Annotated in this window: 17 protein-coding genes, 1 pseudogene and 1 riboswitch; of the genes and pseudogenes, 13 read left to right on the top strand and 5 right to left on the bottom strand. The window is 44.1% G+C overall.

The window, feature by feature from the left end; all coding sequences use genetic code 11:
* Positions 1–49 precede the first annotated feature (49 nt).
* The 6 genes from J1C86_RS08660 (at position 50) to J1C86_RS08635 (ending at position 5974) form a co-directional block, all read left to right on the top strand.
* Positions 50–2299, top strand: a complete 2250-nt coding sequence (locus tag J1C86_RS08660; RefSeq protein WP_125408942.1) for an endonuclease/exonuclease/phosphatase family protein — start codon at positions 50–52, stop codon at positions 2297–2299.
* A gap of 245 nt (positions 2300–2544) precedes the next feature.
* On the top strand, positions 2545–3354 hold the full coding sequence (gene pflA / locus J1C86_RS08655; protein WP_125380328.1) for a pyruvate formate-lyase-activating protein: 810 nt from the start codon (positions 2545–2547) through the stop codon (positions 3352–3354).
* A 138-nt stretch (positions 3355–3492) separates the two neighbouring features.
* Positions 3493–4428 carry a manganese-dependent inorganic pyrophosphatase gene (locus J1C86_RS08650; protein ID WP_125408944.1) on the top strand — a complete coding sequence of 312 codons (936 nt, stop codon included), beginning with the start codon at positions 3493–3495 and terminating at the stop codon, positions 4426–4428.
* A 92-nt stretch (positions 4429–4520) separates the two neighbouring features.
* Positions 4521–5033 carry a YiiX/YebB-like N1pC/P60 family cysteine hydrolase gene (locus tag J1C86_RS08645; protein WP_125408946.1) on the top strand — a complete coding sequence of 171 codons (513 nt, stop codon included), beginning with the start codon at positions 4521–4523 and terminating at the stop codon, positions 5031–5033.
* Complete coding sequence (locus J1C86_RS08640; protein ID WP_125408948.1) at positions 5026–5679, top strand: DUF1803 domain-containing protein; 654 nt, start codon at positions 5026–5028, stop codon at positions 5677–5679. The genes J1C86_RS08645 and J1C86_RS08640 overlap by 8 nt, the downstream gene beginning before the upstream one ends.
* A 100-nt stretch (positions 5680–5779) precedes the next feature.
* Positions 5780–5974, top strand: a complete 195-nt coding sequence (locus J1C86_RS08635) for a CsbD family protein (RefSeq protein ID WP_002909139.1) — start codon at positions 5780–5782, stop codon at positions 5972–5974.
* 27 nt (positions 5975–6001) lie between these two features.
* On the opposite strand, the gene J1C86_RS08630 is transcribed toward J1C86_RS08635, so the two are convergent.
* The 4 genes and pseudogenes from J1C86_RS08630 to J1C86_RS08615 form a co-directional block, all read right to left on the bottom strand.
* Positions 6002–7006, bottom strand: a complete 1005-nt coding sequence (locus tag J1C86_RS08630; RefSeq protein ID WP_185757500.1) for a FecCD family ABC transporter permease — start codon at positions 7004–7006, stop codon at positions 6002–6004.
* A pseudogene (locus J1C86_RS08625) lies at positions 7004–8014 on the bottom strand (FecCD family ABC transporter permease); the annotation flags it as partial. The gene J1C86_RS08630 and the pseudogene J1C86_RS08625, both read right to left, overlap by 3 nt.
* A 98-nt stretch (positions 8015–8112) precedes the next feature.
* On the bottom strand, positions 8113–9048 hold the full coding sequence (locus J1C86_RS08620) for an iron-hydroxamate ABC transporter substrate-binding protein (RefSeq protein ID WP_125408951.1): 936 nt from the start codon (positions 9046–9048) through the stop codon (positions 8113–8115).
* Positions 9049–9127: 79 nt separating this feature from the next.
* Positions 9128–9913 carry an ABC transporter ATP-binding protein gene (locus tag J1C86_RS08615; protein ID WP_125408953.1) on the bottom strand — a complete coding sequence of 262 codons (786 nt, stop codon included), beginning with the start codon at positions 9911–9913 and terminating at the stop codon, positions 9128–9130.
* Positions 9914–10129: 216 nt separating this feature from the next.
* Between J1C86_RS08615 and J1C86_RS08610 the strand changes: the two genes are divergently transcribed.
* Positions 10130–10888, top strand: a complete 759-nt coding sequence (locus J1C86_RS08610) for a CPBP family intramembrane glutamic endopeptidase (RefSeq protein ID WP_221761853.1) — start codon at positions 10130–10132, stop codon at positions 10886–10888.
* A gap of 45 nt (positions 10889–10933) precedes the next feature.
* On the opposite strand, the gene J1C86_RS08605 is transcribed toward J1C86_RS08610, so the two are convergent.
* Complete coding sequence (locus J1C86_RS08605; protein ID WP_125408957.1) at positions 10934–12379, bottom strand: UDP-N-acetylmuramoyl-L-alanyl-D-glutamate--L-lysine ligase; 1446 nt, start codon at positions 12377–12379, stop codon at positions 10934–10936.
* An 86-nt stretch (positions 12380–12465) separates the two neighbouring features.
* On the opposite strand from J1C86_RS08605, the gene J1C86_RS08600 reads away from it, so the two are divergent.
* The 6 genes from J1C86_RS08600 (at position 12466) to upp (ending at position 21057) form a co-directional block, all read left to right on the top strand.
* A complete protein-coding gene (locus J1C86_RS08600; protein ID WP_125408959.1) occupies positions 12466–14094 on the top strand; it encodes a putative polysaccharide biosynthesis protein in 1629 nt (542 codons plus the stop codon).
* A 97-nt stretch (positions 14095–14191) separates the two neighbouring features.
* A complete protein-coding gene (locus J1C86_RS08595; RefSeq protein WP_125408961.1) occupies positions 14192–15349 on the top strand; it encodes a cystathionine gamma-synthase in 1158 nt (385 codons plus the stop codon).
* A complete protein-coding gene (locus tag J1C86_RS08590; protein ID WP_185757499.1) occupies positions 15342–16517 on the top strand; it encodes a MalY/PatB family protein in 1176 nt (391 codons plus the stop codon). The genes J1C86_RS08595 and J1C86_RS08590 overlap by 8 nt, the downstream gene beginning before the upstream one ends.
* A 75-nt stretch (positions 16518–16592) precedes the next feature.
* A riboswitch (M-box (ykoK) riboswitch) is annotated at positions 16593–16749 on the top strand.
* Positions 16750–16900: 151 nt separating this feature from the next.
* Entirely contained in the window at positions 16901–17512 is a 612-nt protein-coding gene (locus J1C86_RS08585) for a glutathione S-transferase family protein (protein ID WP_125408964.1), read from the top strand.
* A 157-nt stretch (positions 17513–17669) separates the two neighbouring features.
* Complete coding sequence (mgtA, locus tag J1C86_RS08580; RefSeq protein ID WP_125408966.1) at positions 17670–20330, top strand: magnesium-translocating P-type ATPase; 2661 nt, start codon at positions 17670–17672, stop codon at positions 20328–20330.
* A gap of 97 nt (positions 20331–20427) precedes the next feature.
* Positions 20428–21057, top strand: a complete 630-nt coding sequence (upp, locus tag J1C86_RS08575) for a uracil phosphoribosyltransferase (RefSeq protein WP_002894672.1) — start codon at positions 20428–20430, stop codon at positions 21055–21057.
* The last annotated feature ends 94 nt before the right edge of the window (positions 21058–21151 follow it).

Genomic DNA, 21151 nt, shown 5'->3' with positions numbered 1-21151 from the left:
ATAAAAATTAAATAGGATAATATACATTTATACAGAAAAGGAGAAGTTCATGAAAAAACAAGTTTCTTACAGGCAGCTCTTTCCCACAGTGGTCCTGCTAGCTGCTTTTCTGTCTCTGCTTTTTTCTGTCCAACCGGTCGGAGCAGAAGAAGCGGTAAGTTCGTCGACTTCTGAGGCGGCTGCTCTTACAGAGAATCCGGCTGTAAGTGATGCGTCGGTTGCCAGTCAAGCAGAAAGCTCTCCTGCAGAATCGGGAGAGTCAAGGGCAACTTCTGAAGAGACAGTGGAAAAGGCAGACCAAGCCTCTGCTGCAGCACAAGCTGCGGCTAGCGGACCAGAAGTTGTGCCCAATGTGGGAACTATTCAGGGAGAATCACAAGCCTCTCCCTATGAGGACAAGGAAGTTCAAGTTTCCAATGTAGTTGTGACGAAAACAGACCGCTATGGTTTTTATGTTCAAGATGTGACTCCTGATGGAAATAGCAGGACTTCTGATGCTCTTTATGTTGTTTCTAAAGAAAAAGTCGATGTCGGAGACAAACTTAGTCTTGAAGGACGCGTCAAAGAAGGCTACATGGAAGAGCTCAGCGTTCGTCAGGGGCAGACTTTCAACAAGCCAAGCGATAGCTTGACTATCACCATGCTTATCGCTTCCAAGGTGACCAAGGAAGGCAAGGCTGACTTGCCTGCTCCAGTAGACATCGTAGCCAATATGCCTCAGGATACGGTCGATAAGGATATTAATAACTATCAACCTCAAAGTGAAGCGTTGGACTACTGGGAAAGTTTAGAAGGAATGTTGACGACGGTGAAGAGGCCCCGCGTTTTAGGCCCGCAGTACCGTGGAGATATTTATCTCTTACCTGAAGGCTACCAAGCCCAACCATTAAACAATATCGGAGGTCTCAATCTTCGTCCAAACGCCCAAAATACCGCAACCATTCCAGTCTATGTTGGCAATAAATTCATTGCCAAGGCCAAGGATTATTTCAATGGCGATGTGGTCGGAGTCGTGACCTATAGTGGGAAGATTTACAAGTTGGAGCCGACTCAGCTGCCTGATTTGGTGGACGGGGGCTTGCAGAGACAGGTCTCTCCTATCTATCCAAGCGAAGACAAGCTGACTATTGCTTCCTACAATATCGAGAATTTTTCTGCTAATGCTAAAAAAGGTGAAACGCCTGAGGAAAAAGTGACTAGAATCGCTAATTCCTTCATCAATGAAATCCATAGTCCAGATATCATCACGCTCATCGAGGTTCAAGATGAGAATGGCAGTGTCAATGACGGAACGACCAGTGGTGTCAAAAGCGGTGAGAAACTAGCGAGCCGCATCAAAGAATTGGGCGGAAAAACTTATAAGTACACCGAAGTTGCCCCACTTGACGGTCAAGATGGCGGCAAGCCCGGCTCTAATATCCGTGTGGCCTTTCTCTACGATCCAAATCGGGTGAAGTTAGTCGAAAAAGAAGCCGGTACGAGTGACGAAGCGGCTAGCTTCTCCGGTGGTCATCTGGTTAAGAATCCTGCCCGGATTGCTCCAACAAATCCAGCCTTTACAAAGGTTCGTAAATCCTTGGCAGCTGAGTTTGAATTCAAGGGACAGCATATCGTCGTTATCGCCAATCATTTGAAGTCCAAGATTGGGGATGATGCTGTTTATGGCTCCGCTCAGCCAGCAGTTCAGCATACGCAGGCAGCCCGAATTGAGCAGGCTAAAATTTTAAATAGCTTTATTCAAGAAGGGCTGAGACAAAATCCTAACCTTAAGTTTGTGCTGACTGGTGATTTCAATGATTTTGAATTTTCCGAAACGGCTAAAGCACTGGCGGGTAATGAACTCATTAATCTTATGCAGGAACATGATGCGGCTGACCGTTATTCCTATTTCTACCGCGGCAGCAACCAAAGCTTGGATAACATTTTCATTTCGAAGAACCTAGCAGGCAAGGCAGTCTTTGCGCCTGTCCATATCAATGCCTCTTTCATGGAGGAACATGGCAGAGCTTCAGACCATGATCCAGTAGTGGTGCAGCTGGACTTTTCTAAGGATGTTGCAGCTTCAACATCTGACAGCTCCCAGCCGTCTCAATCAACTGGACAATCTTCTGTAGCAGCAGAACAAGGAGCTCCGTCTCAGACCAATCCTTCGTCGTCTAAACAAGCTGGACAAGGACAGACTGCTGGCAGCAAGAAGAAGGGACTCCCGCTGACCGGTCAAAATAACAATGGCTGGGCAGTCTTGGGATTGACCTTGCTGATGTTTGCTTTTACTCTCAAAAAGAGAAGTCGAAATTAACTAAAATCAGTTTAAAAGTGAGATCAGGGTGGAATAGAGAATCTTCCCTGATTTTTTATTTGCCAGCTTCTAAGAGCAAGTCTTAATCAGCTTTCTCCCTAAAATTTCATCTGTTGTAAAACACTGAAAATGAAACTGAAAAACAGTTTGTTTTCTAAAAAATAGGCAAATTAAGTCTATTTTTGCTTTAATCATGTTATAATGTAGTTAGTTATAAAACGTTTTCAGAGTTAAGAGGTTGCGCGATGGTTGAAGAGAAAATTGAAGAAGCAGTTGATTATGGAAAGGTAACGGGCATGGTCCACTCCACCGAAAGTTTTGGAGCTGTTGATGGACCGGGTATCCGTTTTATTGTTTTTTTGCAGGGCTGCCACATGCGTTGCCAGTATTGCCATAATCCGGACACGTGGGAAATGGAGACCAACAAATCTCAGTTGCGGACAGTGGATGATGTCTTGCAAGAAGCTCTTCGTTATAAGGGCTTCTGGGGCAATAAAGGCGGCATCACCGTCAGCGGAGGAGAAGCCTTGCTGCAGATTGATTTTCTGATTGCCTTCTTTACCAAGGCTAAGGAGCTGGGCATCCACTGTACATTGGATACCTGTGCCCTGCCTTTCAGAAATACGCCTCGTTATCTGAAAAAATTTGACAAGCTTATGGCAGTTACCGACTTAGTCCTGCTTGATATCAAGGAGATTGATGAAGAACAGCACAAAATTGTGACCAGCCAGACCAACAAGAATATCTTGGCTTGTGCCAAGTACTTGTCTGACATTGGAAAGCCAGTCTGGATTCGTCACGTCTTGGTGCCAGGATTGACCGACCGTGATGATGACCTGATTGAGCTAGGTAAGTTTGTAAAGACGCTGAAGAATGTTGATAAGTTTGAAATTCTACCTTACCATACCATGGGTGAATTCAAATGGCGGGAGCTGGGCATCCCTTACAAGCTGGAAGGGGTTAAGCCTCCGACAGCTGATCGGGTCAAGAATGCTAAGGAACTCATGCAGACTGAATCCTATACAGAGTATATGAATCGGGTACATAATAGCTAATCTATTTTGAGTATGAATAAATGGGCTGGTGGGTTGACCAGTCCATTTTTCTTTAGAAAATGCCCTTCTGCTTTTGTGAAATGCCTGTAATTGTGGTAAAATAAATGCAATAAGTTTATATAAAAGAAGAGGTTTATCATGTCTAAAATTTTAGTTTTCGGTCACCAAAATCCTGATTCAGATGCCATTGGTTCATCTTACGCTTTTGCTTATTTGGCTCGTGAAGCTTATGACTTGGATACAGAAGCTGTTGCTCTGGGTGAGCCTAATGAAGAAACAGCCTTTGTTTTAGATTACTTTGGCGTGGCTGCACCGCGCGTGATTACATCTGCCAAGGCAGAAGGGGCTGAACAAGTCATCTTGACAGACCACAATGAATTCCAGCAGTCTGTGGCAGATATTGCTGAAGTTGAAGTTTATGGCGTGGTGGACCACCACCGTGTTGCTAACTTTGAAACAGCTAGTCCACTTTACATGCGCTTGGAGCCAGTTGGTTCAGCTTCATCTATTGTTTATCGTATGTTCAAAGAGCACGGCGTAGAAGTTCCAAAAGAAATTGCAGGATTGATGCTGTCTGGTTTGATCTCTGATACTCTCTTGCTCAAGTCACCAACAACTCATCTGACTGACAAGGCCATTGCACTAGAATTGGCTGAGCTGGCTGGTGTCAACTTGGAAGAGTATGGTTTGGCAATGCTTAAGGCAGGTACAAACTTGGCTAGCAAGTCTGCTGAAGAATTGATTGACATCGATGCGAAAACCTTTGAGCTGAATGGAAATAATGTCCGTGTGGCACAGGTCAACACAGTTGATATTGCTGAAGTTTTGGAGCGTCAAGCAGAAATCGAAGCGGCTATTGAAAAAGCAATCGCTGATAATGGCTACTCTGACTTTGTCTTGATGATTACAGATATTATTAACTCAAACTCAGAAATTTTGGCTATCGGAAGCAATATGGACAAGGTCGAAGCAGCCTTCAACTTTGTTCTTGAAAACAACCATGCTTTCCTTGCAGGCGCTGTTTCTCGTAAGAAGCAAGTGGTGCCTCAACTGACAGAAAGTTTTAATGCTTAAAGAGCTCAAATGACGAAATAAGTTACTAGATGAGGGCTATTCCCCTCATACTTAAAAAGGAGTCTCGGCTCCTTTTTTGATAGGCGAGAGAAATGAAGATTCAAGATTTACAAGATGGAGATTTGATTTTTACAGTCGGATCTTCAGAAATTGCTGCAGCCATCCGAGCAGCAACTGGCTCATACAGCCACGTGGCCATCTTTTTTAATGGTGAGATTTATCATGCAACCCATGAGAAGGGGGTTGTCAATCAAGATTTGTCTGATTTTTGGCAGGATGAGGATGTTTATGACGTATATCGCTATCCAGCTATTGAAGCAGATGCTGTCTTTAAAAGGGCCAAATTGCATCTAGGAAAGCCTTACAATTTCGGCTTTTATCCGCAGTCCGATTGTTTTTACTGTTCGGAGTATATTGCGGACATTTTGCCGATTTTTGATACGATTTCCATGCAGTTTGGCGATGAGGAAAATCAGATTTCTGATTTTTGGCAGGAGTATTATCGTGACTTGGGCTTAGCGGTTCCCATAGGTCAGCCTGGGACGAATCCTAGCCAGTTGGCTCAGTCAAGAAAACTCATCTACAAAGGAGAACTTCATGATTAAAATCATCAATCCCAGCCGTTTGACGAGCCAGCCTTTTTTCCAGGAGCTGATTGATTATTTGGATCAGCATGAGGCAGTGATTCTGCGGGAGATTAAGAGAGAGTTTGAGGGCGTGGCTAGTATTGACCGCTCGATAGAGGAGTTTATCAAGGCTGGCTACATCAAGCGGGAGAACAAGCGATATTACCTGACACTACCTCTTTTGGAAAGTTTGGATGATTTGCGTTTGGATCAGGAAATCTTTATCCGTGATGATAGTCCGCTCTATCAGGAATTGTTGGAGCTACGCTTTGAGACTCAGCTTTCCAATCAGACCAATGCGGCTGTTTTGCTGGAAGAGACAGATTTTCTGCGGGATAAGCTGACCTTGGCAAATTATTTTTACAAGATGCAGCGCCAGTATTCCCTGTCTGAGGCACAAAAGCCCCTCTATGCTGTCTTGGGCGATGTCAATCCAGAGTATGCACTCAAGTATATGACGACCTTTCTTCTCAAGTATGTCCGCAAGGATGAGCTCATGCAGAAGCGGCGGGACATTTTTGTTGATAGCCTAGTGATTTTGGGCTATATTCGGCAAAACGAAGCAGGTAAGTATGAGTTGAAGGCCAGCTTTGATAAGGAGAGATTGACTTTCCAGCTGGACTGATGTTCCTGTAGAATGAGCAGAATATTTGACCTTTGAAAAGAAAAAACTTATACTACTGTAAACGGTATCAGATACTGTAAAAAAGAACGGAGGCAATCATATGTCACTAGAAAATAAATTCGATCAAGCTAAGGGCGCTGTTAAAGAAGGCCTAGGAAAAGTTACCGGCGATAACAAGACAAAAGCAGAAGGCGTTGTTGAAAAAACAGTTGCTAAAGCAAAAGAAGTTGCTGAAGATGCTAAAGAAGCTGTAGAAGGTGCTGTAGAAGGAATCAAAAACAGCTTGGATAAATAAAAAACAATCAGTCGATTATTCGGCTGATTATTTTTTTTGCTGATACATAAGGTAGAGGAAGTAGGGGGCTCCAATAATGGAAATCAAAATGCCTGTCGGGACGGAGCTTCCGATGAGGAAGGTTCTTGTGATCGTATCTGCCCCTGTCATGATAAAGGCACCTAGCAGCATGGCGACTGGAAAGAGTAAGCGATGATCGCTCGGTAGGAAGCGTTTGCTGATATGGCTAGCCAACATACCGATAAAGACAATATTTCCAGCTAGGGATAGGCTAAAGGCGACGAGAGCACTGGCTAATAACAGGGTTATCTGCCGCTCTCTTTTTAGATGAAGCCCCAGACCAAGAGCTGTTTCATCATTTAGGCTGAGGATATTGAGCTTATGGGAGCGCAGATAGGTCAGCAACCAGAATAAAAGCAGGAAGGGGCCAGCAATAGCTAGACTTTCCCAGTTATTACCCGTAATCTTACCAGCTAGCCAGCTAACTACATAGGTCAGTTTGTTCTGATTGACACGGCCGGTGATGGCAATCATACTAGAAGACAGAATGGTTGACAAGGTCACACCAGCGATAATGAGCTTGACGGGGCTGATAGCTTGGCCTTTTTGATGTGAGATCAGGTAAATAAGGGCTACAGTCATCATACCGCCAAAGGTCGCGATGAAGGGAAGATAGCGGATATAGAAAGGATCGGTCACTTCTAGCTTGCTGATAGCAAGAGTAATGATAACACCAGCTCCTGCATTGATTCCCAAGGTTCCTGAATCGGCAAGTGGGTTTCGAGTAAAGATCTGCAGTAGTACACCGCTCATCCCTAGAGAAGCTCCTGCTAGAAGGCAGACCAGAATTCGAGGCAGGCGGATCTGCTCCATGATAAAGGCGCTGCCATCATCTCCCTGCCCCAGCAGATATCGAAAAGCTTCACCGATATTAAATTCCTGATCGCCTGATGATAGAGACAGTAGGAAAATTAGGAAAGTCAGGAGGCTGAGGCTTACTAGAACCAAAAGAATCCGTTTTTTATCTCTCATAGAAGGCCCCTTTCTCATCAGCCACAGGAAGACTGGCAGCGTAACGAGACTGATAATAGAGCTAAGAGGCAGACCGACCATATGACTTGCAGCAAAATCACAGATCAGTAGAAAAAGCGCTCCTGTTAGCATCGTCAGTGGTAAGATTTTTTGGTAATTCTTTCCGCTGATGGTTTTGACAAAGTGTGGAATAATCAGTCCGACGAGGGCAAGGCTTCCTACTAGGGCAACGGCTGCCGCTGATAACAGTAGAACAATACTCAGAAAGAACAGGGTTATCTGAGTCGTTCGCTGGCCTAAGCCCTTGGCTACTGTTTCATTGAGGCTGAGAATGGTTAGTTGATGAGAAAATAGCTGAGCCAGTAAGAGGCCTAATAGGATAAAAGGAGCAATGATTTGCAGCATTTTCCAATTGGTTCCTAGAAGCCCTCCAGCCTGCCAACCGATGACAGCATTAGTCAGATTGAGGTAAATGGTCAAGCCTTGTCCGATGGCAGTCAGGAGTGTTGTTACCATGGCACCGGATAAGACGAGACGTAGTTGCTCAAAACCTTTTCTAGGATGGTAGGAGAGGCTAAAAACCAGAATACTGGCTAGACAGGCTCCTGCAAGTGAGAGCAGAAGGATGCTACTGTAGTGTATACTCTTAGAAAAGGCATAACCGCAGATGAGCGCTAGGCCAGCTCCTGAGTTGATACCCAGAAGTCCTGGGTCAGCAATGGCATTGCGGGTAATCCCCTGCATGATGGCTCCTGAAACGGCCAAGCTAGCTCCGACTAGCAGAGCTGCAATTCCTCTAGGTAAGCGCAGATCTATGATGATGTTCTGGGCTGGACTTCCCTTGAAAGGATGGCTCAGCGTTTCTATCAATTGCCGATGGGAGTAGCTGGGAATGCCAAAGCGCAGGTAGAGATAGAGTCCGCTAATCAGCAGGAGAATGAGGGCGAAAAAAACAAGCCAAAAGATGTTTGGCCTATTTTTTTGAGTGAAGAGTGTATGAAGCGTCATCTGGTATCCTTTATATAGTCGAAAATCAAATAGCTGTCTTGATATATATCGCTTACTAGCAATGTTTTTTACTAGTCTGAGTTTCTGCAAGGAATGGCCTAGTTCATTTTTTCAAGGCCATCTTGAATGGTTTTGAGTTCGTATTCAAGTGTCAATGGATCGTTGAAATAAAAGGCGTTGGCATCCACTTTTAAGATATGATTCTGTTGGACAGCGGGAATGGATTTCCAAACATCGCTTTCGTAAAGAGAACTTCCTGTTTTATCATCTTCAGCTGCAACCAGGACATAATCACCAATGTACTCACTCACCGTTTCTTGGCTGACTTGCAAGTAGCCACTTGGGAATACTTCATCCTTCACCTTTTGCGGGGCATCAAATCCCAGTGACTTGTAGATAACTTCTCCGCCTCGTCCCCAGTTGTTACCGAAGAGGTAGATTTCCTTTTCATATAGTCCGACAACGGTGAAAGTGACATTTTGTCCCAGCTTTTCTTTTAACTGCTTGCCAATATCAGCTGTTTTGCTCTTCCAATCAGCAATCCATTGATCAGCTTCTTTTTCCTTACCGAAGATTTGGCCAAAGCGATTCAGGATTTCTAAATAGTCATTTTTTCCATAATCAATGGCAATAGTTGGAGCGATTTTCTTTAGTTCATCGATATTTTTGTCACTGGCATCTACTACGATAAGGTCTGGCTTTTGCTTGGCGATAGACTCTAAATCTTCTGGCATCAGGACCTTGGCATTTTTGACTTTTTCCTTGAGGACAGGGTTTTTAGCATCATAGGATGTTACAGTGACAGGGTAGAAACCTAGTTGCAGCAAATAGCCTGTATAGGTTGAGGAGAGGCTAGCGATTCGTTTTGGATTTTTAGGAATATCGCCGTAGTAGTGGAATCCGTCAATTTTGGGCTTGCTGGATAGCTCGACCTTATCTGAAGAGGCAGAGTTTTCAGATTTAGATGAGCTGCCGCAAGCAACTAAAAGGAAGATGGTGACAGTAAGGGTGGCAAATGATAAAAACTTTTTCATTTTTTCCTCCAATTCTATAAAAAGTTTAGAAGCTGTATCCATGAAGAAGATATGGGAAACTTATCTATGAATACATGACTTATTTAACGAGCTGATAGCTGAGGCAGAGCGGCTTATCCTGAATAGGATCTCGAATAATTTGGGCTTCAATCTGAAAAATGTCTCTCAGAATATCCGAAGTCATGATCTGCTCAACACTTCCTTGATATCGGATATGCCCATTTTTCATAGCAATCAACTGATGGGAAAAGCGGGCAGCTAGGTTGATGTCATGCAGAACCATGATAATGGTTTTTCCACTGAGTTGGTTGAGGTCATTCAGCAACTCCAAGATTTCCAACTGGTGATTCATATCCAGATAGGTGGTCGGCTCGTCCAGAAAAATAGTCTCTGTATCTTGAGCTAAAGCCATAGCAATCCAGACGCGCTGGCGCTGACCTCCAGACAAATCATCCACCTGCCAGTCCGAAAATTCGCTGACCTGAGTTGCTTCCATGGCCCAGCAGATTTTTTCCCGGTCTTCTGTACTGAGTCGGCCCAAGCCAGTTTGATGCGGAAAGCGGCCGTAAGAGACCAGATCATAGACAGTGATGCCATCGGTCGCCTCCATGGTTTGGGGCAGCAAGGCAATCTTTTGCGCCACCTCCTTGGTCGGCAGTAGGGAGATGGACTGTCCATCCAGGGTTATGCTGCCAGCTTTTGTCGGCAAAATACGAGTAAAAGCCTTGAGAAGAGTGGATTTACCGCAGCCATTGCTACCGATAATAGTTGTAATCTTTCCCTCGGCGAGTTGGCAGTCCAGTCCGTCAATAATAAGCTTTTGATCGTAGGCGACCTGGATACTTGCTGCAGAGATAGTGGACATAGACTTCCTTTCTGGCTGATTCTTCTATCAGAATTACACCTTTTATTATACCATAAAATTTTTCTAAAAAAAGAGTTTTCTGATAATTTAATAAAAATAAAATAAAAAAGTTTTATAAATTTGTAAATAATAAAAATTTAAGCTTTTCATGCTAAGATAGAAATATTAAAAAGGACCTGCAATGATGATATGAATTTACAGGTGGTGAAAGGAAAAATGATGAAACGATTGACAAACCTACGCCCCTCTAAGCCTTTGAAAGAGCTGAGGTGGTTTGATATTGCAGTGATTACTCTGCTCATGTTTGGGCAGTTTATTTATCGCTCAACGGAGCTTTATTTAGCTAGCTTTGCGCCAGCTTCCAGCACAGGAGCGACTGAAACGGTGACCAATACAGCCACTGAAGGAGCGGCTTTTTCTAGTAATTTCAATTTTCAGCTGCTGATGCTGGTCTTGACCATTCTTTACCTATTGTTTCGGCGCTTTGACTTTAAGCAGCTTCCTATTCGTATGAGCTGGTCGGTTCTCCTTTGGACTCCTCTTATTTTTGTAGTGGTAGGGTTCTTTGGTGACATTGTAACGACACTGAGCGGCGAGTATAATTACTTTGATCCAACCCTCTGGTCCTATGTGGACCTGCTAGAAATTTTCCGGAAATTTGCTGAACTGACACCTATGGCCATCCTCTACGGACTTCTCAATGGCTTCTATGAGGAATTCTTCTTTCTGGGGCTTATGACCTCTGTTAAGGATAAGTATAAGTGGTGGGCGCTGGCCTACTCTACTATCATTCGGATTTCTTTCCACACCTATCAGGGCATGCTGTGGGCCTTGGTTATCGGAGTGGTGTACGGTCTCTTTTACTATTTCCTTTACAAGTATAAGGTCAAGAACCTCCTGCCTTTCTTTCTCATGCACGCCTTGGCGGATATGTTTGGCTCCAGCTTGATGTATGTACTGATTAAATGGCGGTAATTTTTACAAAACGACAATAAAAAGGCGATATGCTCGCCTTTTTTCTTATAAATACTTTTCTGCAAGAGCATAGTCTCCTGGATAGTTTACTTTTTCTCCCTCTACGATTTGGTAAGCATCTGCTCCTTTGCCAGCTAGAATGACGGCATCTCCCTCTCGGTCTGTCAGACTGAGAGCTTTTTTGATGGCTTCTTCTCGGTCGGCTATTTTGTCCACTGGATAGGAGATGTAGGATGCGATTTCCTCCGCAATGGCTAGAGGATCTTCATAGTTGGGGTCATCCGCAGTTAAAATGACATTTAGCTCAGGATGCTGATTAAGTAGGAGACCGAAGTCTTTGCGGCGGCTTTCACCCTTGTTGCCGGTAGCACCCAAGAGGAGAATAATCTTGCCCTTTTGGTGTTCCTCTACCACAGACAGCAGGTTGCTTAGGCTAACACCATTGTGAGCGTAGTCAACGAAGATCTTGGCGCCGTTTTTCTGAGTCAGAACTTCCATGCGGCCTGGGACTCGGGTTGCGGCAATCCCTTTTTTGATGTCTTCGAGGCTAGCACCTAGACGCAGACAGGCAAGACCAGCCGCTACTGCATTTTCTTGATTGAAGTGGCCAATGAGCTGGATATCATAGTGGCCAGCTAATTTACCAGCAGCTTCAAAGCTGAAAGCCTGAGAATCTATGATGGTATTGCTTGAGTCTGCTCCATAGAAATCGTGTTCCATAGAAGCGACTTGCTCTTTCACGATTTGGAAATGGTCCATGTCGCTATTCACGATAACTGCTCGGCTATGGTCCATCAAGAGCCGCTTATTGTAGAAGTAATCTTCAAAGGTCGGATGCTCAATCGGGCCGATATGGTCGGGGCTGATATTGAGAAAGACACCGACATCAAAGGTTAGGCCATAGACCCGTTTCTTGAGATACGCCTGACTGGAAACTTCCATGATGAGATGAGTCCGACCATTAGCAAGGGCTTGGGCCATCATTTTGATGAGATCCAGACTCTCTGGTGTTGTCAGAGTTGACTTGAAGAAAGTCTCGCCATCCAAAGTGGTATTCATAGTCGAGAGTAGGGCAGGACGATGATTTTGGGAAAGGATCTGATAGGCAAAATAAGCTGTAGTTGTCTTGCCCTTGGTGCCAGTAAAGGCCAGTAGTTTGAGCTTTTTCTCAGGATGACCGTAAAATTCCATGGCTAAGAGACTCATGGCCTGCTTGACATCGTTGACCAAGAGGACCGGAATCCCCACTTGAAAGTCTGTCTCGCTGATATAAAAGCGTAGGCCAGCTGTGACGGCTTTTTCTAGAAATTCTTTCTTAAAAGCCTCACCCTTGACAAAAAAGAGGGTAGAGGCATCTGCTTCCCTGCTGTCATAGCTGATACTATCGAAAGTCAAGCCGCTATAGGAGAAAAAGTATTCTCCGTCTTTAACAATATCACGAAAATTATGGTCTTCTTTTAAAATAGCTAATACGGTTTCAATTTTAATCATAAATCTATTGTAAACCTTATGGCTGGGTTTTACAAGAGGCAAGGAAAAGTTTATAATAAAAGAAGAATAAATAGAAGAGGTTTTCTATGAGCCAAGAAACAACAAGCCAGCAGCAGCAGATGCTGCGGGGAACCGCCTGGCTAACTGCCAGCAATTTTATCAGCCGTCTTCTGGGGGCCATCTATATCATTCCTTGGTATATCTGGATGGGCAAGCACGGCGCTGAGGCCAACGGCCTTTTTACTATGGGCTACAATATTTATGCCTGGTTTTTACTGATTTCGACAGCCGGTGTGCCAGTGGCAGTGGCCAAGCAGGTGGCTAAGTACAATACCATTGACAAGGAAGAGCACAGCTTTACTTTGATTCGCGAGTTTCTCAAGTTTATGCTACTTTTGGGAGCTGTCTTTGCAGTGATTATGTACCTGCTCTCACCAGTTTTCGCTTCTATGTCTGGCGGTGGTTCAGACTTGGTGCCAGTCATGCAGAGTCTGTCTTTGGCTGTTTTGATATTCCCATCGATGAGCGTTATCCGAGGTTTTTTCCAAGGTTTTAACAATCTCAAGCCTTATGCCATCAGTCAGATTGCGGAGCAGGTCATTCGGGTTATCTGGATGCTGCTGACAGCCTTTTTCATCATGAAAATCGGTTCTGGCAACTATGTAGAAGCGGTTACCCAGTCAACATTTGCAGCATTTATCGGTATGCTGGCTAGCATGGCTGTCTTAGCCTTCTATCTCTGGAAGACAGGGATGCTGACCTCCATCCTTCATAAGCCTGCCAATGCTGGGGAAATCAATGGCCGCGCCCTCCTTTGGGATACCATCCGAGAAGCCATTCCTTTCATTATCACAGGATCTGCCATTCAGCTTTTTCAGATTATTGACCAAGCTACCTTTATCCATGTCATGGGCTGGATTAGCAAGTACAGCAAATCCGAGCTGCTGGTTCAGTTTGCCTACTTCTCAGCAAATCCTAATAAAATTACCATGATTTTAATTGCAGTGGCTACTTCTATCGGTGGTGTTGGGATTCCGCTCTTGACCGAGAACTATGTCAAAGGTGATTTCCGCTCGGCTGCTCGCTTGGTGCAGGACAATCTCAGCATGCTAATTTTCTTTATCTTACCGGCAACCGTTGGTGCTGTTTTGGTTGCGGAGCCTCTGTATACTGTTTTCTATGGCAAGCCAGACGGCTTAGCACTGGGACTTTTCATCTTTGCTATGCTGCAGACCATTATCCTCAGTCTATATACGGTGTTGGCTCCGATGATTCAAGCCCTCTTCCAAAATCGAAAAGCTATTATTTACTTCCTCTATGGAGTAGGAGTCAAGCTGGTGCTGCAAGTACCCTTGATTTATATTTTCAAAGCTTATGGACCTCTTCTTGCGACGACAGTTGGCTTGATTATCCCAATCCTGCTCATGTATCGGGAAATCCGTCAGGTAACTGGTCTGAATCCTAAGAACCTCTTTAAACGGAGTCTCCTGTCAGTGATTCTGACGGTTCTGATGACTATCTTTGTCTTGGTAGCAGAGCTTCTTATCGGTCTCTTCCTTCATCCTAGCAGCCGAGTTTCCAGCTTTGTCTATATAGCTCTGATTGGCGGTATCGGTCTTGCTGTCTATGGCGGTCTGGCGCTCAAAGTTCGCCTTATGGATCGCTTTATCGGTTCAAAAGCGGCTAGTCTGCGCCGACGCTTTCATATCTATTAAAAAGCCGCAGGGCTTTTTAATTTTTATCTTTATTATGTCTAAAACATCAACATTATAGTTTCAAACTATAGCTAGCTCTTGGAAAGAAAAAAGATAAATGTTTTCAAAAGATGTTACAATAGAGGGTGAAATATTAGCGAAGGATTGGAAGGTTAATATGAGTAAGGACGTAAAATTAAATACACTACTGGCTCAGGCTGGGGTTAAAAAAGATGAAACAACTGGTGCCTTAACAACGCCTCTGCATTTTTCAACGACCTACCAACACCCTGAGTTTGGCCAGTCAACAGGCTATGACTATACTCGAACCAAGAATCCAACGCGGGTTAGCTTGGAAGAGACTCTGGCTGCTATCGAAAGTGCAGATTATGCTCTGGCAACTAGCTCTGGAATGTCGGCTATTGTGCTTGCCTTTAGTGCCTTTCCGGTCGGCAGTGAGGTTTTGGCTGTTCGGGATCTCTATGGCGGCTCTTTCCGCTGGTTTGCTCAGGCTGAAGCGGAAGGACGCTTTGCCTTTACCTATGCCAATACAGAAGAAGAACTACTGAATAATCTGACAGAGGATATAGATATTGTCTATATCGAGACACCGACCAATCCTCTTATGGTAGAGTTTGACATTGCCCGCATTGCCCAAGCGGCTCACGAGCGAGGAGCAGCTGTCATTGTGGACAATACTTTCTACAGTCCCATTTATCAAAAACCGCTGGAGGATGGAGCTGATATTGTTCTGCACTCTGCGACCAAGTATCTAGGCGGGCACAATGATGTCTTGGCTGGAGCTATCATGACCAATGACGCTGCTATCTATGACAAGCTATTCTATAATCTCAATACAACTGGGCCAGTCCTGTCTCCTTTTGACAGCTATCTGCTTCTGCGTGGTCTCAAGACATTGGCTCTCCGTATGGAGCGTTCTACTCAGAATGCACAAGAAGTAGTCGCTTTTCTGAAGAAATCTCCTGCGGTAAAAGAGGTTCTCTATCCAGGTAAGGGTGGTATGATTTCCTTTAAAGTTGTGGACGAAGGGAAGATTCCTCATCTCCTAAATAGCCTGAAAGTCTTTACCTTTGCGGAAAGTTTAGGAGGAGTGGAGAGTTTGATTACCTATCCAACAACCCAGACTCACGCTGACATTCCAGTTGAAGTGCGTCATTCTTATGGCTTGACAGATGATTTGCTGCGCCTGTCAATTGGAATAGAGGATAGTCGAGATTTGGTAGACGATTTACGTGCAGCCTTGGAGAATGAATAATATGGGAAGATATAATTTTGAAAAAGCCCCCTGTCGTGTAGGGCATCATACTTATAAATGGAAAGAAGCGGAGAAGGACAAAGAAGTTCTGCCAGCCTGGATTGCAGACATGGATTTTGAAGTCCTGCCTGAAATCCAGCAAACCGTTCATGACTACGCTAATCAGTTGGTCTATGGCTATACCTATGCCAGTGAAGAGCTAATCAATGCTGTTCTTGATTGGGAGCGGGATGAGCACGACTATACCTTTGACCGGGAAGCCTTGGTATTTATTGAGGGGGTTGTCCCTGCTATTTCGACAGCTATCCAAGCCTTTACCAAGGAAGGTGATGCCGTTCTAATCAACACTCCTGTTTACCCACCTTTTGCCCGCAGTGTCAAGCTCAACAATCGTCAGCTTATTACCAATTTTCTGATAGAGCAGGACGGTCTCTTTCAGATTGACTTTGAGCAGCTAGAGCGGGACATTGCAGATAATGAAGTCAAGATTTATGTTCTGTGCAATCCGCATAATCCTGGAGGTCGAGTTTGGGAACGGGAAGTGTTAGAGAAAATTGGCCGCCTCTGCCAAAAGTACGGCGTCCTCCTGGTCTCAGACGAAATCCACCAAGACTTGACGTTGTTTGGCCATGAACATCAGTCTTTCAATACTGTCTCGCCTGACTTTAAGGATTTTAGCTTGATTTTAGCCAGTGCAACTAAGACTTTTAATATTGCTGGAACTAAAAATTCCTATGCTGTGATTGAGAATCCTAGCTTGCGGCATCAGTTTAAAAAACGCCAGCTGGCCAACAACCAGCATGAAATTCCTGGCCTTGGTTTTTTAGCGACAGAAGCAGCCTATCGTTACGGTTGGTCTTGGTTGATGGAACTAAAGGAAGTTCTTGAGAAGAATGTAAATTTTGTGGTTGATTATTTTGCCAAGGAAGCACCGCGCCTGCGGGTCATGAAGCCTCAAGGGACTTATCTGATTTGGCTGGACTTTTCAGATTATGGCCTGACAGATGACCAGCTCTTTCAGCTGCTACGAGAAGAGGCAAAGGTCGTCCTGAATAGAGGAAGTGATTTTGGTCAAGAAGGCAAAGGTCATGCCCGCTTAAATGTTGCTGCTCCAGAGACGATGGTTGAAGAAATCTGCTCCCGTATTGCAGAGGTATTGCCAAAATAAATCAAAATATTTTTGAAATTTATCTCAAGCGAGAAAAGATGATTGACAATCCTTTGAAAGAGGAGTATAGTAATAGTGGAAAATCGGTAGGTGAGGCTACCATAAGGATACGGATGACTACCGCAAAGCAGTGGAGACACTACTCGTTGGTCAACAGTCCTGATCGCCAAGGTCAAGACTAAGCTCATTTCATCGCCTTATGGAGTTAAAGCTTGAACGGTAAATGCTTGCTTTATCTGTACTTGAAACAATGAAGCGAATAACCTGACATGCAAACAACCCTGCCAAGAAATTGGCAGGGTATTCTTTTTTGTTGAAAATATTTCAAGAGAGTAAATAGTTGATTGGCCTGCCTCTTAAGAAAAAAAGAAGGAGGAATAGTGATGAAATTTTGGTATTCTAGTACCAGTCCTTTTGCGCGTAAAGTATATGTTACAATTTTACACCATCATTTAGAGGAGCAAGTGGATATTCAGAAAGTTCAGGTGGCTTTTGATAGAAATTCACCGCACAATCAAGATAATCCTTTAGGTAGAATTCCTGCTTTTCAAGCTTACAGTGGAGAATGGTTATATGGTAGTGATTTAATTTCTCAATATTTAGACGAACTTGGTCAGGAAGTCTCACTTTTCCCCAATGGAATGGAGAAATGGCATGTTTTAAATATACTGTCCGTTGCTGAAGGAATTTTGGAAAATACAATTCCGATTGTTGCGGAAAAATTTTTCCATGAAAAAGAACATTGGTGGAAAGACAGACATCAGCAAATTGAAGAGAGAAATATACGGAGTTTGTCTTTGTTAGAGAAACTGGCTACTGAGCAAGAGCTCTCTTTAAATATTGCAACAATCCAAGTAGTTGCTCTTGTAGATTGGTGGAATTTACGTGAAGAAGTTATTGGATTTTCTTTAAAAGAAAATTTTCCAGAATTGCAAGATTGGACACAGAAGATGAATGCCACTTTTGACGTCTTGCAGGCATCTTGGGACTTTTAATTGTTTTTATAAATTAAGAAAGGAGACACGCGATGCAAATTGACGATTATCCGGAACCGCACATACACAGCCAATCGCTGATTTGTGTCGTTCTGTCCTTATAAAGTGATTGGTTCCTGTGTATGAAATTTATCAATCATACATCAAGGAGAAACCAATGAAAACAGTAAAAGAAAGATTAGTTGCTGCTCTGCAGCTTCCTGTAACAGAAACTCTGGCATTTTACAAGAGTTCCTTTCGCGGCCTGACAGAAGAGCAGGTCGAAGAAAATCGTGACCTTTATGGTGAGAATATCATCACAAAGGGTCAGGAAGACTCTATTCTAAAGAAAATTTACGAGTCTATCATTAACCCCTTTACAGTCATCCTATTGGTGATTGCCCTAGTGTCCTTAGTAACAAATGTCTGGCTGGCTAAGCCTGGTGAGGAAGATCCGACAACTTCCATCATTATTGTCGTTTTGGTGCTGATTTCTGGAGGCATTCGTTTTGTTCAGGAATTGCGGAGCGACCGCGCTGCTAGCAATCTGTCTCGGCTGATTGTCAACACAGCTACGGTTATCCGTGAAGGAGCAGAGCAGGAACTGCCGATTGATGAGCTTGTTGTAGGAGACATCATCAAACTTAGTGCTGGAGACATGATTCCTGCAGATGTACTGCTGCTGGATTCGCGTGATTTCTTTGTTCAGCAGTCCGGCCTGACAGGCGAAAGCGATGCAGTAGAAAAGGTCTGTCTGGCCAAGTCGGATGGGCAAAATCTAGATAGCCTTTTAGAAACAGAGTCGCTGGCCTTTATGGGAACCAACGTTATTTCCGGAAGAGCTACAGCTCTGGTGCTGGTGGTTGGCGATGAGACCATGATGGGAGCCATTGAGCAGACGCTTAACACCTATGATGAGCCGACCTCTTTTGAGCGCGAGATGAATAGCATTTCCTGGCTCTTGATTCGTCTGATGCTCGTCATGGTTCCAGTCGTGTTCTTCATAAACGGTCTGACAGACGGCGACTGGCTGGAAGCAGGTGTCTTTGCCCTCAGCGTTGGGGTCGGCCTGACTCCAGAAATGCTGCCTATGATTATCACAGCGAGCCTGGCTAAAGGTTCTATTATCATGGCTCAGGAAAAGGTCGTGATTAAGAAGCTGAATGCCATCCAAGACCTAGGAGCTATTGATATCCTTTGTACGGATAAGACGGGCACACTGACCCAAGACGAGATTGTGTTAGAATACCCGCTGGATATTCATGGAGATTTGGACTTAGCAGTGCTCCGTCGTGCCTTTCTCAATTCCTACTATCAAACTGGTCTCAAAAATCTTATGGACCGGGCTATTATCAATCGGACGGAGAAAGAAGCAGAAAAGCATGAGATTGTCCGTAATCTAGACCAAACCTTTAAGAAAATTGATGAACTGCCCTTTGATTTCGAGCGTCGTCGTATGAGTGTCATCGTCAAGGATGATGAGGATGTTATCAGCATGGTGACCAAGGGGGCCTTGGAGGAAATGCTGGCTATCTCTAGCCATGTAGAATACAAGAAACGCATTACGGAACTGACTGAGGAGATTCGTCAGGAAATCCTTGCGGAAGTGGCTCAACTCAATGAGCAAGGGCTGCGTGTGCTTGGTGTTAGCTACAAGTCAGACTTAGAAGAAGATTACGACTATGAAGTCAAGGATGAGTCCGACATGATTTTGACGGGCTATCTGGCCTTTCTAGATCCACCTAAGTCATCTGCGGCTCCAGCTATTGAAATCTTGGCTGAGTACGGCGTTGCTACTAAGATTTTGACCGGTGATAATGATAAGGTGACCCAGGCAGTTTGTGAAAAGGTTGGGTTAGATGTAGATAATATCTTACTAGGCGTAGAGGTAGATGCTTTATCAGATGAGGAATTGAGCCAAGCAGTAGAGCATACAACGGTTTTTGCCAAGCTCTCACCTGACCAAAAAGCTCGGATCATTCTCCAACTCAAGGCCAATGGTCACAAGGTTGGCTACATGGGTGATGGTATCAATGATGCACCTTCTATGAAGGTAGCAGATGTGGGTATTTCTGTTGATACAGCTGTCGATATTGCCAAGGAAACGGCAGATGTCATTCTGCTGGACAAGGACCTCATGGTTCTGGAGAAGGGGTTGGTAGAGGGACGCAAGGTCTATGCCAACATGACCAAGTATATCAAGATGACGGTCAGTTCCAATTTTGGGAATATCTTTTCTCTCCTCTTTGCCAGTATCTTTTTGCCATTTCTTCCTATGGCACCAGTTCATCTGATTGTCCTTAATCTGGTTTATGATCTGTCCTGTATCGCTCTGCCCTTTGATAACGTTGACAGTGAATTTCTCAAGAAACCACGGATTTGGTCTGCTAACTCTATTACCCGCTTTATGGCTTGGATTGGGCCTATCTCATCCATTTTTGATGTTTTGACATACTTAGCCCTCTACTTTATCATTGTTCCTATGATAACAGGAAGCAGTTATCAAGCTGGCACTGAACAGGCAGAGACCTTTATCACTCTTTTTCAAACAGGCTGGTTCATTGAGTCTATGTGGACCCAGACCATGGTCATCTACATGCTGCGCTCACCTAAGCTGCCATTTGTGCAGAGCCGTCCTGCTTTATCCGTTATTGTGACGACCATAGCAGCAGCTCTCTTTGTTACTTCCTTGCCATACAGCCTCTTTGCGTCAGTTCTGAAGACAGCTCCGCTGAATGGCACTTATTTCCTTTTCCTCTTCTTGATTATTGCGCTTTATATGGTTAGTGTAACCCTTGTTAAACACCTTTATATCAAGCGCTATAGAGAATGGCTGTAAGGTGTAGAAAATCTTTGAAAAGGCTTGCTTATGGCAAGCCTTTTCACTCTTTTTTTGATATAATAAGAAGAATAAATTGAAAGAAGGAAATCCAATCATGGGAAAACTTGAAGTTATCGCTCATCCACTAATTCAGCATAAATTGTCTATCTTGCGTCGTACAGATACCTCTACCAAGGCTTTTCGTGAATTAGTTGATGAAATCGCAATGCTCATGGGATATGAAGTTTTGCGCGATTTACCACTTGAAGATGTAGAAATTGAAACACCGATTACGAAAACAGTTCAAAAGCAGATTGCAGGGAAAAAATTGGCTATTGTACCAATCCTGCGGGCTGGTATTGGCATGGTGGATGGACTTCTGAGCTTGGTTCCAGCAGCTAAAGTTGGGCATATCGGAATGTACCGTGATGAAGAAACCCTGAAGCCGGTTGAATATTTGGTTAAGCTACCAGAAGATATTGACCAACGTCAGATTTTTGTTGTAGATCCAATGTTGGCTACGGGTGGTTCTGCAATCTTGGCTGTGGATTCTCTCAAGAAACGTGGTGCAAGCCACATTACATTTGTGTGTTTGGTTTCAGCGCCTGAAGGAGTAAAAGCCTTGCAGGAAGCTCATCCAGATGTTGATATTTTCACAGCTGCTCTGGATGATCATCTCAATGATCATGGTTATATCGTACCAGGACTAGGAGATGCAGGAGATCGTCTTTTCGGGACCAAGTAAAAGTTTCTATTTGACCTTTTTTGACCAAAAGGATATAATAGTCTCGTAATTTGAAATTCTATTCCCCTAGTTTGATAGAAAAATTTAAAAAGAG

It is taken from the genome of Streptococcus sanguinis, assembly GCF_050220005.1.
GTDB lineage: Bacteria > Bacillota > Bacilli > Lactobacillales > Streptococcaceae > Streptococcus > Streptococcus sanguinis_Z.
The sequence above is the reverse complement of the archived record's forward strand: the minus strand, read 5'-3'. Positions and strand labels throughout refer to the sequence as shown.